The sequence below is a fragment of the Agromyces chromiiresistens genome (assembly GCF_029167465.1).
Taxonomy (GTDB): Bacteria; Actinomycetota; Actinomycetes; order Actinomycetales; family Microbacteriaceae; genus Agromyces; species Agromyces chromiiresistens.
This window is the reverse complement of sequence record NZ_JARFNL010000002.1, coordinates 77671-92537: the sequence shown is the minus strand read 5'-3', so window position 1 is coordinate 92537 and position 14867 is coordinate 77671. Positions and strand designations below refer to the sequence as shown.

General features: G+C 72.4%; 13 protein-coding genes. 5 read left to right on the top strand and 8 right to left on the bottom strand.

The annotated features are described in order from the left end of the window. Positions 1 to 26: 26 nt before the first annotated feature. The 3 genes from PX701_RS04695 to PX701_RS04685 are packed head-to-tail and all read right to left on the bottom strand — an operon-like array spanning position 27 to position 2274. A complete protein-coding gene (locus PX701_RS04695) occupies positions 27 to 1319 on the bottom strand; it encodes a S8 family serine peptidase (RefSeq protein ID WP_275505635.1) in 1293 nt (430 codons plus the stop codon). Beyond that, on the bottom strand, positions 1316 to 1837 hold the full coding sequence (locus PX701_RS04690; RefSeq protein ID WP_231430377.1) for a DUF501 domain-containing protein: 522 nt from the start codon (positions 1835 to 1837) through the stop codon (positions 1316 to 1318). Before PX701_RS04690 ends, PX701_RS04695 begins: the two co-directional genes overlap by 4 nt. Then, complete coding sequence (locus tag PX701_RS04685; RefSeq protein WP_231430375.1) at positions 1834 to 2274, bottom strand: FtsB family cell division protein; 441 nt, start codon at positions 2272 to 2274, stop codon at positions 1834 to 1836. Before PX701_RS04685 ends, PX701_RS04690 begins: the two co-directional genes overlap by 4 nt. Here PX701_RS04685 and PX701_RS04680 point away from each other — a divergent pair. Beyond that, positions 2273 to 2710, top strand: a complete 438-nt coding sequence (locus PX701_RS04680; RefSeq protein WP_275505634.1) for a hypothetical protein — start codon at positions 2273 to 2275, stop codon at positions 2708 to 2710. The genes PX701_RS04685 and PX701_RS04680 overlap by 2 nt on opposite strands. Here the strand turns inward: PX701_RS04680 and eno are convergent. Next, positions 2700 to 3980: a phosphopyruvate hydratase gene (gene eno / locus PX701_RS04675; RefSeq protein WP_275505633.1), complete on the bottom strand. Its 1281-nt coding sequence runs from the start codon at positions 3978 to 3980 to the stop codon at positions 2700 to 2702. The two genes, PX701_RS04680 and eno, sit on opposite strands and share 11 nt — an antisense overlap. A 111-nt stretch (positions 3981 to 4091) precedes the next feature. Further along, positions 4092 to 5360 (bottom strand): histidine--tRNA ligase, encoded by a 1269-nt coding sequence (hisS, locus tag PX701_RS04670; protein WP_275505632.1) that lies wholly within the window; start codon positions 5358 to 5360, stop codon positions 4092 to 4094. 162 nt (positions 5361 to 5522) lie between these two features. Here hisS and PX701_RS04665 point away from each other — a divergent pair, with 162 nt between their 5' ends. The 3 genes from PX701_RS04665 to PX701_RS04655 are packed head-to-tail and all read left to right on the top strand — an operon-like array spanning position 5523 to position 8301. Further along, complete coding sequence (locus PX701_RS04665; protein WP_231430369.1) at positions 5523 to 6443, top strand: ABC transporter ATP-binding protein; 921 nt, start codon at positions 5523 to 5525, stop codon at positions 6441 to 6443. After that, complete coding sequence (locus PX701_RS04660; RefSeq protein ID WP_275505631.1) at positions 6440 to 7519, top strand: ABC transporter permease; 1080 nt, start codon at positions 6440 to 6442, stop codon at positions 7517 to 7519. The genes PX701_RS04665 and PX701_RS04660 overlap by 4 nt, the downstream gene beginning before the upstream one ends. Then, positions 7516 to 8301: an NAD-dependent epimerase/dehydratase family protein gene (locus tag PX701_RS04655; protein ID WP_231430367.1), complete on the top strand. Its 786-nt coding sequence runs from the start codon at positions 7516 to 7518 to the stop codon at positions 8299 to 8301. Before PX701_RS04660 ends, PX701_RS04655 begins: the two co-directional genes overlap by 4 nt. Before the next feature lie 69 nt (positions 8302 to 8370). Here PX701_RS04655 and PX701_RS04650 read toward each other — a convergent pair whose 3' ends face one another. Together PX701_RS04650 and PX701_RS04645 are read right to left on the bottom strand one after the other, a co-directional pair. Next, complete coding sequence (locus PX701_RS04650; protein ID WP_275505630.1) at positions 8371 to 9087, bottom strand: nucleoside triphosphate pyrophosphohydrolase; 717 nt, start codon at positions 9085 to 9087, stop codon at positions 8371 to 8373. Between the two features lie 78 nt (positions 9088 to 9165). Next, positions 9166 to 9816, bottom strand: a complete 651-nt coding sequence (locus PX701_RS04645; protein WP_275505629.1) for a LysE family transporter — start codon at positions 9814 to 9816, stop codon at positions 9166 to 9168. Positions 9817 to 9969: 153 nt separating this feature from the next. On the opposite strand from PX701_RS04645, the gene PX701_RS04640 reads away from it, so the two are divergent. Further along, complete coding sequence (locus PX701_RS04640) at positions 9970 to 11172, top strand: Na+/H+ antiporter NhaA (RefSeq protein WP_231430363.1); 1203 nt, start codon at positions 9970 to 9972, stop codon at positions 11170 to 11172. 29 nt (positions 11173 to 11201) lie between these two features. Here PX701_RS04640 and mfd read toward each other — a convergent pair whose 3' ends face one another. Then, positions 11202 to 14837, bottom strand: coding sequence for a transcription-repair coupling factor (gene mfd / locus PX701_RS04635; RefSeq protein ID WP_275505628.1), 3636 nt, complete (start codon positions 14835 to 14837; stop codon positions 11202 to 11204). Between the last annotated feature and the right edge of the window lie 30 nt (positions 14838 to 14867).

Here is a 14867-nt window from a genome sequence, read left to right as displayed (position 1 = left end):
TGGTGGATGCGACCCGGTGCGCGCGATCAGTGGTCGCGCGTGCGTACCGCTCGCCTGGTGTGCCGAATGGCGCCGATGCCCAACAGCGCTGCTAGCGTACCAAATCCTGCGACCAACGAGAGCGGCACGGTGATGTAGGCGAGCGTCCACGGCGTCGGCAGCATGGTCGCCGTGCCCTCGTCGGCGGGCGGCGGCGGGTCGGCGATCGGTACGATCTGCTGTTCGGTCGCCTCGGGGGTCGGCGTCGTCGACGTGGCTCGGCGGTGGATGGTGATCCACTCCTCGAGGCTGCCGAGCGGGTTCGCGTCGACCGGCTCGACGTCGGCCTCGAGCGCTGCGACGGGATCGATGAGCCCGTGGCCGTACAGCGGGCTGGGCACCTCGTGCCCGTCGGGGTCGGCGGTCTGGATGACGCGGTTGATCACGTTGGCCGCATCGAGGTCGGGGTACTCGGCGCGGACGAGTGCGACGAGCCCCGAGACGAGGGGCGCCGCGCCGCTCGTGCCGCTCCAGATCGCGACGCGACCGTCGGGCCGCACGCCGACGAGGTCTTCGCTCGGTGCGGCGACCCCGAGCGTGATGCCCTGGGAGCTCGCGTCGAGGCTCGCGTTCTTCTCCTTGTCGACGCCCGCGACCGCGAGGACGCCGGGGATGGTCGCCGGCGCACCGACCTCGGTCGTGCCGTTCCCGCGGTTGCCGGCCGCGGCGACGACGACGACGTCGTGCTCGAAGGCGTAGGTGAACGCGTCGTCCCAGCTCTCGGGCCAGTCGCGGGTGTTGCGGGTGAGCGACATGTTGATGACGTCGGCCCCGTTGTCGACGGCCCACTTGACGCCCTCGGCGATCTGCTCGTCGTTCGACTTCGCGGCCCCCGTGTCCTGGCCGAACGCGACCGACACCGTCAACAGGTCGGCCTCGGGCGCGACGCCGATCACGCCGTTGCCCTCGCCCGTGCCGCGGCCGGCGAGGAGGGAGGCGACCATCGTGCCGTGGGCGCTCTCGTCGGGGTCGCCGACCGGCGTCTGGCCGTCGGGACTGCCGAGGCCCGAGACATCCGTGCCGCCCTTGACGACGCCCCGGAGCTCGGTGACGTTGCCGTTCACTCCCGTGTCGATGATCGCGACCGTGACGCCCTTGCCCTGCGTCGTCGACCAGGCCGTCGTGAAGCCGTAGTCGCCGAGCCAGTACTCGTAGTCGCGCACGGTGTCGGCATGCGCGGGTGCCGCGCCGCCGAGCGCGACGGCGACGGCCGCGACGACGGCGACCGCCGACGTCGCGGCGGTCGCACGCGCGCGCGCGATGCGGTTCGGGCGGGTCATGCCTCGTCGACTCCGTAGTCGGGGCACTTGCAGACGTCGGGCGACCAGCTCGACCGGGCGAGCGCGAGGTCGCCGATCGGGTTGGCGCCGGGGCCGGCGGCGAGCGCATGGGCCGCGAGCGCGTGCAGGCACTTCACGCGGGTCGGCATGCCGCCGGCGGAGATGCCGGCGATCTCGGGGACGTCGCCGAAACCCTCGCGGTCGGCGAGGTAGTCGCGGTGGGCCTGCTCGTAGCCGGCGCGCACCTCGGCGTCGTTCGCGAGCAGCTCGCTGAACTCGACCATGAGCTGGCCGGCCTCGAGGAACGACATCGCGGCCGTCGCGGCCGGGTGCGACAGGTAGTAGAACGTCGGGAACGGCGTGCCGTCGGCCAGGCGCGGCGCCGTCGCGACCACGGTCGGATTGCCGCAGACGCAGCGGGCGGCGATGCCGACGACATTGCGCGCCGGACGGCCGAGCTGCGCGGAGACGACGGCGAGATCGCGCTCGGTGACGGGTTCGAAGGGCGGGCGGGTCATCGGCCGTCCTCCGTCGCGGGTGCACCGGTCGGCGCCGTCGTCGCGGGGGCGTCGCTCGCCGGCGCGTCGGTCGCGCCGGCTTCGGGCGCGAGCCCCGCGGTCATCACGGAGTCGAGCAGGGTGCGCATCCAGTCGCCCTTCGATTCGGTCACTTCGGCTGAGACGGCCGTCGTCTCGTCGGTCTTCGCGGCCGCGTCGCGGTCGTCGATGACGAGGTAGCTCACCTCGCCCGGCATCACGTAGTAGAGCCGTTCACGCGCCTGCGTGACGATGAACGTCTCGTCGTTCCATCGCTCGCGCTCGTCGCGGAGCCGCTGCACCTCCTCCTCCTGCGCGGAGACGGCGGCCTTGAGCTCTGCGAGCTGCGCACGCTGCTGGGCGAACGCCGCGATCGTCGGCGCGAGCACCACGACCGCGAGCACGAGTATGCCCAACATGATCAGCGAGAAACCTGAGAATCGGATGCCGCTGAGCCATCCGGCTCGCGTCGCCGACGCAGCACCGGCGCCGGCGGAGGCGGTGGAGCGGGGCTTGGCGCCCCTCGGCTTCGCACTCGAGGACGAGGCGTGCGTGCTCGTCTTCGACGGCTTCGCGGTCGACGACGATTTGGCGGACCGGGAGGAATTCGCGCTCGACCGGGCGCGCTTCGCCTCGCCCGCGTCGGACGCCGGGCCCTTCGCCGACGACGCCGGCTCCGAGGCATCCGCCCTCGGCTTCGACCTCGGCACGCGCGAGCCGGCAGGGTTCGCGGGCCTGCGGGGGGTGCGGGACGACTCGCCGTTCATCGCCCTCCTCATGACGGCCCGGAATGGGACGACGGGGGCGGCCACCCGGCCGCCCTCGTCGCGATGTCGCTACGCGATCACGCCGTGAAGCGCGGGAACGCCGTGCGGCCGGCGTACACCGCGGCCTCACCGAGCTCTTCTTCGATCCTCAGAAGCTGATTGTACTTCGCCACGCGCTCGCTCCTCGCGGGCGCGCCCGTCTTGATCTGACCCGCGTTCGTGGCGACCGCGAGGTCGGCGATCGTCGTGTCCTCGGTCTCGCCCGAACGGTGCGAGAGCACCGCGGTGTAGCCCGAGCGCTGCGCGAGCGACACGGCGTCGAGGGTCTCGGTCAGCGTGCCGATCTGGTTGACCTTGACGAGGATCGAGTTGCCCGCGTGCTTGCCGATGCCGTCGGCGAGGCGCTTCGGGTTCGTGACGAACAGGTCGTCGCCCACGAGCTGCAGCTTGCCGCCGAGCTCGGCGGTGAGGGCGGTCCAGCCCTCCCAGTCGTCCTCGGCGAGCGGGTCTTCGATCGACACGAGCGGGTACGCGGCGGCGAGCTCGGCGTAGTAGGCGCTCATCTCGGCCGACGTGCGGTCCTTGCCCTCGAAACGGTAGGCGCCGTTCTCGAAGAACTCGGTCGACGCGACGTCGAGGCCGAGCGCGATGTCGGTGCCGAGCGTAAAGCCGGCCTTGCCGATCGCCTCCGAGATGAAGTCGAGCGCGTCGCGGTTCGACGCGAAGTCGGGCGCGAAGCCGCCCTCGTCGCCGAGGCCGGTCGAGAGGCCCTTGGCCTTCAGCAGGCCCTTGAGCGCGTGGTAGGTCTCGACGCCCCAGCGCAGGCCCTCGGAGAAGGTCGGCGCACCGACCGGGAGGATCATGAACTCCTGGATGTCGACGCCGGTGTCGGCATGCGCACCGCCGTTGATGATGTTCATCATCGGCACGGGCAGCACGTGCGCGTTCGGGCCGCCGAGGTAGCGGAACAGCGGCAGGTCGGCCGAGTCGGCGGCGGCCTTCGACACGGCGAGCGAGACGCCGAGGATGGCGTTCGCGCCGAGGCGGCTCTTGTTGTCGGTGCCGTCGGCCTCGATCAGGGCGGCGTCGACGAGGCGCTGGTCGCTCGCGTCGAGGTCTTCGATGGCCGGGCCGAGCTCGTCGAGCACGGCGTCGACGGCCTTCTGCACGCCCTTGCCGAGGTAGCGGTCGGCGTCGCCGTCGCGCAGCTCGTACGCCTCGAAGGCACCGGTCGAGGCGCCCGAGGGCACCGCGGCGCGGGCGAGGGTGCCGTCGTCGAGCAACACCTCGACCTCGACGGTCGGGTTGCCGCGCGAATCGAGAATCTCGCGCGCACCTACAGCTTCGATGAATGCCACAGTGGACTCCTCTGTGATGGGGGTGACTGGTGGACGACGCCGTCGTGATCCGCGCCCAAGTCTAGAGGTCGAGGATGTCTCGTGCTCGCCGCGTGACTCCCCGCGGCCGCCCTACGCCGTGAGCTCGCGGAACTCGAGCGACGCCGCGCCGTTCGCCTCGGCGTTCACGGTCGCGAACGCGTCGAACCCGTCGGCGGTGACGCGGTCGAGCAGGGCGCGCAGGTTCTTCACGCGACGCTCGAGGCGCACCCGCGACCCGGAGGCCACGAGTTCGGCCTTGATCGCGAGGAGGCGCTCGGCGGGGACGTCCCCGTCGTGCACGAGCACGACCGCACGGGGGCGCGCGTCGTCGCGCACCTCGAGCAGGTCGACGATGCGCTCGAAGCCGATGGAGAAGCCGCACGCCGGCACCTCCTGGCCGAGGAACCGCCCGATCATGTGGTCGTAGCGGCCTCCGCCGCCGAGCGAGTAGCCGAGCTCGGGGTGCGCGATCTCGAAGATCGTGCCGGTGTAGTAGCCCATGCCGCGCACGAGGGTCGGGTCGAACTCGATCGCCGCTTCGGGCATCGCGTCGCGGAGGGCGAGCAGGTCGGCGTACGCGGCGCCGTCGAGCCATGCGGGCGGGGGCACGACGCCGTCGGCCAGGTGCCAGTCGGCGCTCGTGAGCCCCTCGAGGGCCGTCGCGACGTCGGCGTCGGCCGTGACCGCACCGAGCTCGGCGAGCTCGTTCGCCACTCCCCCGACCCCGATCTTGTCGAGCTTGTCGATCGTGATGAGCGCACGCTCGCGCAGGTCGTCGGGCACGCCCCACGACGCGAGGATGCCCTGCAGGATGCGCCGGTCGTTGATGCGGATCGTGCAGCCGGCGAGCCCGAGCGCGTCGAGCGTCGCGACGGTCGCGGTCAGCAGCTCGAGCTCGGCGAGCGGGGTCGCGTCGCCGATGACGTCGATGTCGCACTGCACGAACTGGCGGTAGCGCCCCTTCTGCGGGCGCTCGGCACGCCAGACGGGCGCGATCTGGATCGAGCGGAACACGGGCGGCAGCGCCGCGCGGTGGGTCGCGTAGAACCGCGCGAGCGGCACGGTCAGGTCGTAGCGCAGGCCGAGGTCGGCCAGTGCGAGGGCGTCGCCGGATGCCGCGGCCGAGGCGAGGTCGTCGGGGGTGAGCCCGCGCTTCATGACGGCGAAGGCGAGCTTCTCGTTGTCGCCGCCGAGTCCGGCGTGCAGGCGTGACGAGTCCTCCATGACCGGCGTCTCGATCTCGTCGAAGCCGTGCGCCGCGTAGACGCCGCGGATCACGCCGAGGGCGTGCTCGCGTCGGGCCTTCTCGGCGGGGAGGAAGTCGCGCATGCCGCGCGGGGGCGTCACGTTCTGGGCCATGCGCCCCATTCTTCCAGTCGCGGGCGACCGGGTCGTGCCCGCTCTCGTTCGCAACGGCTTCGCAACGCCTCCGGCGCCGCCCTCGCGCACGGGCCGCACCCCGCCCTACACTCGACCGGACGACGCTCGGCCGACCACCGCGGCGCCGGAGGGGGGATCCGCATGTCGGGCATCACGGTCGAGGGCGTCGCCCGGTCGTTCGGCGACGTGCACGCCGTGCGGCACGCGAGCTTCGAGGTCGCGCAGGGCTCGGTCGCCGGGTTGATCGGGCCGAACGGCGCGGGCAAGACGACGCTGCTGCTCATGCTCGCGACCCTGCTGGTCCCCGACTCGGGCAGCATCCGGGTCGCGGGCTACGATCCCGTCACCGAGCCGCACCAGGTGCGACGGCGCATGGGCTGGATGCCCGACGCGCTGGGCTCGTGGCCGTCGCTCGACGTGAGGACCGCACTCACGACGAGCGGCCGGATGTACGGGATGGAGTTCGACGAGGCATCCCGCCGCGCCGACGAGCTCATCGGGCTCGTCGGGCTGACGCCGCTCGCCGACCAGCCGACCCGGGTGCTCTCCCGCGGCCAGAAGCAGCGCTTGAGCCTCGCGCGCGCCCTCGTGCACGACCCCGAGGTGCTGCTGCTCGACGAGCCGGCCTCGGGACTCGACCCCGCCGCCCGCACCGAGCTGCGCGAGCTCGTTCGACGCCTCGCGCACGAGGGCAAGACCGTGATCGTCTCGAGCCACGTGCTCGCCGAGCTCGAGGAGATGGCCGACACGGCGGTCTACCTCGCAGCCGGCGAGACCGCCGCACCCGACGAGGTCGCGCGGGCCGGCCGCACGGCGCGCGACTGGCGCGTCCGCTCGCTCGACCCCGACCGCCTCGCCGCGGTGCTCGGCGCCGCCGGCTACGGCGAGGTCTCCGTGGTCGACCGGTTCGGCGCCGTCGTGCCGTTCGCGAGCGAGGCCGACGCCGCTCAGATGCTCGCCCACCTCGTCGGCTCGGGGGTGCCGATCTCGTCGTTCGCCCCTGCGGTCGGCGACCTCGAACACGTCTTCCACGACCTCAACCGATCGGACGGCGACGCATGAACGGGTTCCTGCGGGGCATGTGGCTGATCGTCACGCTCGACCTGAAGCAGCGTGTGCGCGGCATCGCCTGGTACGTGCTGCTCGGCGTCTTCGTCGTGCTCGTGACGGCCGTCACCGCCCTCGTCGTGATCGCGACGAACGCGTGGGACTCCGGCGGCGGCGGCGTCTTCTCGACGATCGTCTTCTTCGTGCTGCTGCTCGGCACGCTCGTCTCCCCCGCGCTCAGCGGCAACGCGATCAACGGCGAGCGCGAGGCGGGCACGCTCGCGACGACGCAGGTCACGCTCGTCACGACGGCGCAGCTCGTGATCGGCAAGTGGGTGGCGGCCTGGCTGACGGCGCTCGCGTTCCTCGCCGCATCGCTGCCGTTCCTCGCGTTCGGCATCGTGCTCGGCGAGGTCTCGCCGGCCACCGTGATCACCACGGTGCTCGTGCTCGCGGTCGAGCTCGGCATCATCGCCGCGATCGGCGTCGGCCTCTCGGGCCTCGTCACGCGCCCGCTGTTCTCCGTCGTCGTCACCTACCTCGTCGTCGCGGCCCTGTCGGTCGGCACGCTCATCGCGTTCGGCCTCGGCGGGGCGGCGGTGCAGACGACCGTGAAGCAGACGATCATCGGCGTCGACTACCAGCAGCTCGACGAGAACGGGCTCGCCCCCGGCGGCGGGGAGGTGCCCTGCCTGCCGCCGAACACCTGGGAGCAGCAGACCCCCAGGTTCGACCTCGTCTGGGGGTTCCTCGCGGCCAACCCGTACGTCGTCGTCGCCGACGCCGCGCCCGGCTCGTTCGACGAGGACGGCAACCCGACCGACCTGTTCGGCTGGATCGCGGTCGGCGTGCGGCAGGCTCAGCAGGCGCCCGAGACCGAGGTCGTCATCGACGAGTGCAGCGAGTACTCGTCCAAGGGCTACGCGCCCTACGACTCCCCGACCCCTCGGGAGATCTACGACGGCTCGGTGCCCTCGTGGTTCGTCGGGCTCACGATCCACCTGCTGCTCGGCGCGGGCGCCCTCGCCTGGGCGTGGAGGCGCACGGAGGTGCCCGCGAAGCGCCTCGCCGCGGGAAGCCGCATCGCGTGACCCGCGCCGAGCGGGTGCTCGTCGTCGGCGCGACCGGCGTGCTCGGCGCGCCCGCGGTGCGCGCGCTCGTCGCGGAGGGGCGCACGGTGTTCGGCACGAGTCGAAGCCCCGAGCGCCTCCCCGTGATCGAGGCCGCCGGGGCGACGGGGCTCCTGCTGGACGTGCTCGACCGCGAGTCGGTCGACCGTGCCGTCGCTGCGGCCCGCCCGACCGCCATCGTCTTCCTCGCGACCGATCTCGCCGCGCTCGACTACGCGGCCAACGCGCGCCTGCGGATGGAGGGCGCGCCCGCGCTCGTCGATTCCGCCCGCGCGGCCGGCGTCGGACGGGTGATCGCCGAGGGAATCTCCTGGGCCCCGGACGACGCGCCCGTCGCAGCACTCGAACGCGCCGTCGCCTCGCATCCGCACGGCATCGTGCTGCGGCTCGGGCTCCTGTACGGGCCGCGGACCTGGTACGCCGCCGACGGCGCCTTCACCGCGAAGGCGGGCGAGGGGCGCGTCGACGCGATCGCCGAGACCACGAACTGGCTCCACGTCGACGACGCGGTGTCGGCAGTCGTCGCGGCGCTCGACTGGCCCGCCGGCATCGTCGACGTGGTCGACGACGAACCCGCGCCGCTCGACGACTGGGCGGGCGTGCTCGCGGCCCGCGCCGGCTTCTCCGGCCGGCCGGCGACGAGCGCGCGCGGGCCCGCGCGGGTGGCGGATGCCTCGACCGCGAAGTCGCTCGGCTGGTGGCCGGCTCGTCCCTCGTGGCGCGACGGGCTCGGCTTCGGCTGATCGTCCGGCCAGGTGCTGCACGGCAGTCGGCGCGATCGACGATCCCGCCCGTGCGATTCGCCGTGCCGCTCAGCCGCCCGCGGCGGCGCCTCCCGGCGCCTCCGACCGGTCCTCTGCCGCGTCCGCCCGCTCAGCGCGTCGCACCTCGTCCTCGAACGCGCGCACGGCCCCGCGCAGCGCCCGCTCGGCGTCGAGGCCCTGCGCACGCGCCGACGCGACGAGACCGAAGAGCAGCCGCCCGAGCTCGCGCTCGGTCGCCGGTGCGACGGGCGCCGGGATCGAGGCATCCGCGACCGCCGCGGCGGTGACGCCCGCCTTCTCGGCCTTCCCGAGCATCTTCTGCGCGAGCGCCAGCGCGGGCATGCCGCGCGGCACGCCGTCGAGCACGCTCGTGCGGTGCGGCTTCTCGTCGGCCTTCAGGTCTTCCCAGAACGCGACGACGTCGTCGGCCGTCTCGGCCTCGCGGTCGCCGAACACGTGGGGGTGCCGCGACACCATCTTGGCCGTCATATGGCGTGCGACGTCGTCGATGTCGAACCGCTCGCCGTCGGTGTGCGCTGCGATGTCGGCGTGGAAGAGCACCTGGTAGAGCACGTCGCCGAGCTCCTCGATCATCTCGGCGCGGTCGCCCGCCTCGATGGCGTCGATGAGCTCCCAGCATTCCTCGACGAGGTACTGCACGAGCGACTCATGGGTCTGGTCGGCGTCCCACGGGCAACCGCCCGGGGCGCGCAGCAGCGCGACGGTGGCGATGAGTTCGTCGAGACCGGCGTGGGCTTGGCTCATACCGGCAGCCTATGCCGGGCGGGCCCGGTCGGCCCCGTTCGCGGGCGTGCCCCGCCCGCCCGTGCCCGCCCGCCCGGGTCAGTGCACGAACGCGAGCAGCAGCGCGACCGCGATGAAGAGGCCGCCGAACACGAGGTTGAGCGTGCGCTGGCCGCGCGCGGTGCGGGTGAACCGGCGGAACCCGTGCGCGGCGGCGGCGAAGAACCCCCACATGACGGCGATGTCGACGGTGATCACCGTCACGGTCACGATGAGGTACTGCACCCAGAGCGGCTCCCCCGGGCGGATGAACTGCGGCAGGAACGCCAGGAAGAACACGATGGCCTTCGGGTTCAGGAGGTTCACCCAGAGCCCTCGGCGGAACATCGACCAGCGGCTCTCGGATGTCGCGGCGAGCGCGCGGCCCGAGGCATCCGTCTCGTCGTCGTCATCGGCCGGGAGCGTCGGCTTCGCGAGCATCTGCCGGATGCCGAGGTAGACGAGGTACGCGGCGCCGGCGTACCGGATCACGTTGAACGCGAACTCCGACGAGGCGACGAGCACGCCGACGCCGAGCGCCACGATCGCGATGTGGATGACGAGGGCCGCCTGCTGGCCGAGGATGCCCCAGATCGACCGGCGGAAGCCGTGGTTGAGCGAGTTGCCCATCGTGTTGATGGCGCCCGCGCCGGGGGTGAAGCTGATCACGAGGCACGCGACGAGCAGCGTGATCCAGAGCGAGAAGGGCATCCCGTCAGCCTAGGCGGCGGCCGCCGCGCCCTCGTCGCCGCCGGGCGACCGCGGTGCGGCGCCGCGGTCGCGGGCGGCCCGCCGATAGGATCGACGCGGAGAGCCGGGAAGTCTGGTCGGCAGCACACGTACGTCGTACCCCGAAGGATCCGCATGAACGTCCTCCGCTCCGAACGCTGGGCCGCCGCCCTGCTGCTCATCGCCGCCGCACTCGGCCTCATCATCGCCAACACGCCCGTCGGCCCCTCGCTGATCGAGCTCAAGACCGAGCACCTCGATCTGCCGTGGCTCGGGCTCGACCTGTCGCTCGGGCATTGGATCAGCGACGGGCTGCTCGCGATCTTCTTCTTCATCGTCGCCGTCGAGCTCAAGCGCGAGCTCGTGATCGGCGAGCTGAACTCGCTGTCGAAGGCGCTGCTGCCGGCGATCGCGGCGGTCGGCGGCGTGATCGTTCCGGCGCTCATCTACGTCGGGTTCACGGCCGGCACCGACACGGTCGACGGCTGGCCGATCCCGACGGCGACCGACATCGCCTTCGCGCTCGGCGTGCTCGCGGTGTTCGGCACGTGGATCCCGACGCGCGTGCGCGTGTTCCTGCTCGCCCTCGCGGTGCTCGACGACCTCATCGCGATCCTCATCATCGCGTTCTTCTTCACGAGCGACGCCGACCTCGCGGCGCTCGGCTTCGCGGGCATCGCGATCGCGCTGTTCGGCGCCGTGAGCCGGCTCATGAAGCCGCGCTCGTCGTACATCCTCGCCCGCCGCCCGCAGTGGCCGATCGTGCTGCTGCTCATCGTGCTCGGCGTCGTCGCCTGGTACTTCGTCTACCAGTCGGGCGTGCACGCGACGATCGCGGGCGTCGCGCTCGGCCTCGTGATGAGCCGTCGCCCCGGCGGTCGCGCCGCGCACGCGCTCGAGCCGTGGTCCAACGGCGTGATCCTGCCGCTGTTCGCCCTGTCCGCGGCGATGGTGGCGATCCCGCAGGTGCGGCCGAGCGAGCTGGATCCCGCGTTCTGGGGCATCCTCGTGGCACTGCCCGTCGGCAAGGTCATCGGCATCACGCTGATCGGCGGACTCGGCGGACTCGTCGCGCGACGCCGGCCCGGCGCGACGCCGCTGACCGTCGTCGACCTGCTCGTCGTCGGCGCCCTGGGCGGCGTGGGCTTCACCGTGTCGCTGCTCATGAACGAACTCGCGTTCGCCGGCATGCCCGCGGTCGCCGACGAGGGCACCCTCGCCGTGCTGCTCGGTTCGGGCGTCGCGATCGTCGGCTCGGCGATCGCCGTCTCGCTGCGGTCGGCCTGGTATCGGCGTCACGGCGCGAAGTCGGGAGTCGGAGGGGCGTTCGCGCACTGACCGGGCCGGCGCCGTGCTGCGCGCAGCGCTCAGGCCGCGACGGGCGCCGGCTCGAAGATGTTCGCGATGAGCCGCGACACCCACTCGATGAGGTCGGCGTCGCCCGGCGGTTCGCCGCCGGGGGTCGGCCACGGCACGAGGATCACGTCGTTCTGCGCGAAGTGCTTCGCCCCCGGGTACATGCGCTCGAGCCGCACCCGACGCGAGTCGGGGATCTGCGCCGGCCCGATGCGCAGCTTCGAGCCCGTCGCGATGACCTCGCCGAGCCCCGCGAGCTGCGCCTGGCGCCGCAGCCGCGAGACGGCGACGAGATGCTCGACCGACTCGGGCGGCGTGCCGTAGCGGTCGACGAGCTCTTCGACCACCTGGTCGATCTGCCCGTCCTTCGAGGCCGGGCCGCTCGCCGCCGACAGCTTCTGGTACGCCTCGAGGCGCAGCCGCTCGCTGTCGACGTACTCGTCGGGGATGTGCGCGTCGACCGGCAGCTCGAGCCGGAGCTCGGTCTGGCCCTCGGCCACGTCGCCCCGGAAGGCCGAGACCGCTTCGCCGATCATGCGCAGGTAGAGGTCGAAGCCGACACCCGCGATGTGCCCGGCCTGCTCGGCGCCGAGCAGGTTGCCCGCACCGCGGATCTCGAGGTCTTTCAGGGCGACCTGCATGCCGCTGCCGAGCTCGTTGTTCGCCGCGATCGTCGAGAGCCGGTCGTGCGCGGTCTCGGAGAGGGGCTTGGCCGGGTCGTAGAGGAAGTACGCGTACGCCCGCTCGCGGCCGCGGCCGACGCGACCGCGCAACTGGTGCAGCTGCGAGAGGCCGTACTTGTCGGCCCGGTCGATGATGATCGTGTTCGCGTTCGCGATGTCGAGGCCGGTCTCGATGATCGTCGTCGAGACGAGCACGTCGAACTTGCGCTCCCAGAAGTCGCTCACGATCTGGTCGAGCGAGTGCTCGTTGAGCTGTCCGTGGGCGACCGCGATGCGCGCCTCGGGCACGAGCTCGGCGAGCTGCGCCGCGACCCGGTTGATCGACGAGACCCGGTTGTGCACGAAGAACACCTGGCCCTCGCGCAGCATCTCGCGGCGGATGGCGGCGGCGACCTGCTGCTCGGAGTACGGCCCGACGAACGTGAGGATCGGGTGGCGGTCTTCGGGCGGGGTCGCGAGGGTGGACATCTCGCGGATGCCGGTGACCGCCATCTCGAGCGAGCGCGGGATCGGGGTCGCGCTCATCGCGAGGATGTCGACGTTCGTCTTGAGCTTCTTCAGCGTGTCCTTGTGCTCGACGCCGAACCGCTGCTCCTCGTCGATGATCAGGAGGCCGAGGTCTTTGAAGGACACCTTCTCGGTGAGGATGCGGTGCGTGCCGATCACCAGGTCGACGGTGCCGTCGGCGAGCCCGGCGACCGTCTCGCGCGCCTCCTTGTCGGTCTGGAACCGGCTGAGCGCGCGCACGTGCACGGGGAAGCCCGCGTAGCGTTCGTTGAACGTCTCGAGGTGCTGCTTCACGAGCAGCGTCGTCGGCACGAGCATCGCGACCTGCTTGCCGTCTTGGATGGCCTTGAACGCCGCGCGCACGGCGACCTCGGTCTTGCCGAAGCCGACGTCGCCGGCCAGCAGCCGGTCCATCGGGATCGGCCGCTCCATGTCGGCCTTCACCTCGTCGATCGTCTGCAGCTGGTCGTGCGTCTCGGCGTACGGGAACGCCTCTTCGAGCTCGTGCTGCCACGGGGTGTCGGGCCCGAACGCGTGCCCCTTCGCGGCCATGCGCGCCGAGTACAGCTTCACCAGCTCGACCGCGATGTCGCGCACCGCCTTGCGGGCGCGGCTCTTCGCCTGCGACCAGTCGCTGCCGCCCATCTTCGAGAGCGACGGCGCCTCGCCGCCGACGTAGCGCGACAGCAGGTCGAGCTGGTCCATCGGCACGAACAGCCGGTCGCCCGGCTGCCCGCGCTTCGACGACGCGTACTCGAGCACGAGGTACTCGCGCACGGTCGTCGGCTGCCCGGCGATGCCCGCGGTGCGGCTCGGGCCCTTCGGCCTCGTGCCGGTCGCGACCTCGCGCTGCACGAGCTCGACGAACCTGCCGATGCCGTGCGTCGAGTGCACGACGTAGTCGCCCGGCTTCAGCTGCAACGGGTCGACGACGTTGCGGCGCCTCGTCGCGAGCTTCTTGCCCGCGCGGGCGTCGTACCCGGCGGAGCGACCGTAGAACTCGGCCTCGGCGATGACGCCGAGCTTCGCCTCGGGCACCTCGAATCCGCGCGACGCCTCGGCCTGGACGAGGTACGCGACGCCGGGTTCGAGCTGCTCGGGCACCGACTCGACGATGCGGCCCGCGAGCCCGGCGTCGGCGAGCACGTCGCGGGCGCGCTCGACGAGGCCATGACCGGCCGCGGCGACGACGAGCGACCAGCCGTCGCGCAGGCGTTCGGCGACGTGGTCGACGGCGCCCGAGACGTTGCCCTGGAAGCTCGGCATCGCGTTCGCCGCGATGCGCACGTACGAGGCATCCAGCTCGAGGTCTTCGGATGCCTCGCCCGCGTCGAACGCCGAGAGGGTCCACCAGACCCGGCCCGGGTCGGCCTCGCCCGGGGCGCTGAACAGCGTCGCCTCGCGCAGTCGCGCGACCGTCAGGAAGTCGCCGGCGTCGAGGTCGATCGGCGCACCCGCGCCGACGGTCGCGGCGTTCCATGCTGCGGCGAGGAACTCGCGGTTGGTCTCTGCGAGGCTCGTGGCGCGACCGGTGACGCGCTCGGGCGCGATCACCGCGACCGCCGCCTCACGGGGCAGGTAGTCGACGAGCGGCACGAGCCGCTCGGTCAGGGCGGGCGCCAGCGATTCCATGCCCTCGACCGGGATGCCCTCGGCGATCTTCTCGAGCATGGCCGAGAGGCTCGGGAACTCGTGCACCATCTCGCGGGCCCGCTGCCGAACCGCCGGCGTGAGCAGCAGCTCGCGGCTCGGCGAGAGGCTCACGCGTTCGACCGGGTCGGGCAGCGATCGCTGGTCGGCGACCGAGAACGCCCGGAGCTCTTCGACCTCGTCGCCGAAGAACTCGACGCGCACGGGGTGGTCGGCCGTGGGCGGGAAGACGTCGAGGATGCCGCCGCGCACCGCGAACTCGCCGCGCCGCGACACCATGTCGACACGGGCGTACGCGAGGTCGACGAGCCGCAGCGCGATCTGGGACAGGTCGTGGCCGCGGCCGCCCCGGGTGAGCTCGATCGGCTCGATCGCCGCGAGGTTGTCGGCGAGCGGCTGCAGCGCCGCGCGCACCGATGCGACGACCACGAGCGGATGCCTCGGGCCGGCCTCGCCGGCCCACTCGTGCATGCGGCGGAGGGCGTGCAGGCGCCGGCCGACCGTCTCGGCGCTCGGCGACAGGCGCTCGTGCGGAAGGGTCTCCCACGCGGGGAACTCGAGGAGCTCGGCGTCGGGAAGGTACGGCTCGAGCGACGCCCGCAGGGCCTCGCCCTCGCGGCTCGTGGCCGTGACGACGAGCATCGCCGGGGCGAGCCCGGCGGCGGCGCGGCGCTCGAGGAGCGCGGCGAGCATCGGCGCATCGAGGCCCGACGGCGCCGAGAAGTCGGCGTTGCGCTGAGCCTCGGCGAGGGCGCGATCGATCGTGGAGGCGCGCGAAAGCACCGTGTTCAGACCCTTGAGGCTCACCGGAGAAGTCTATGCCGCGCCCCCGACACC

What these genes read in the sequence shown, in the direction of transcription:
- PX701_RS04665 (WP_231430369.1), top strand. Translation starts at nt 5,523, where the DNA reads ATGTCGGGCATCACGGTCGAGGGCGTCGCCCGGTCGTTCGGCGACGTG.
- PX701_RS04650 (WP_275505630.1), bottom strand. Translation starts at nt 9,087, where the DNA reads ATGAGCCAAGCCCACGCCGGTCTCGACGAACTCATCGCCACCGTCGCG.
- PX701_RS04685 (WP_231430375.1), bottom strand. Translation starts at nt 2,274, where the DNA reads ATGTTGGGCATACTCGTGCTCGCGGTCGTGGTGCTCGCGCCGACGATC.
- PX701_RS04690 (WP_231430377.1), bottom strand. Translation starts at nt 1,837, where the DNA reads ATGACCCGCCCGCCCTTCGAACCCGTCACCGAGCGCGATCTCGCCGTC.
- PX701_RS04695 (WP_275505635.1), bottom strand. Translation starts at nt 1,319, where the DNA reads ATGACCCGCCCGAACCGCATCGCGCGCGCGCGTGCGACCGCCGCGACG.
- PX701_RS04680 (WP_275505634.1), top strand. Translation starts at nt 2,273, where the DNA reads ATGATCAGCGAGAAACCTGAGAATCGGATGCCGCTGAGCCATCCGGCT.
- PX701_RS04645 (WP_275505629.1), bottom strand. Translation starts at nt 9,816, where the DNA reads ATGCCCTTCTCGCTCTGGATCACGCTGCTCGTCGCGTGCCTCGTGATC.
- PX701_RS04640 (WP_231430363.1), top strand. Translation starts at nt 9,970, where the DNA reads ATGAACGTCCTCCGCTCCGAACGCTGGGCCGCCGCCCTGCTGCTCATC.
- PX701_RS04660 (WP_275505631.1), top strand. Translation starts at nt 6,440, where the DNA reads ATGAACGGGTTCCTGCGGGGCATGTGGCTGATCGTCACGCTCGACCTG.
- hisS (WP_275505632.1), bottom strand. Translation starts at nt 5,360, where the DNA reads ATGGCCCAGAACGTGACGCCCCCGCGCGGCATGCGCGACTTCCTCCCC.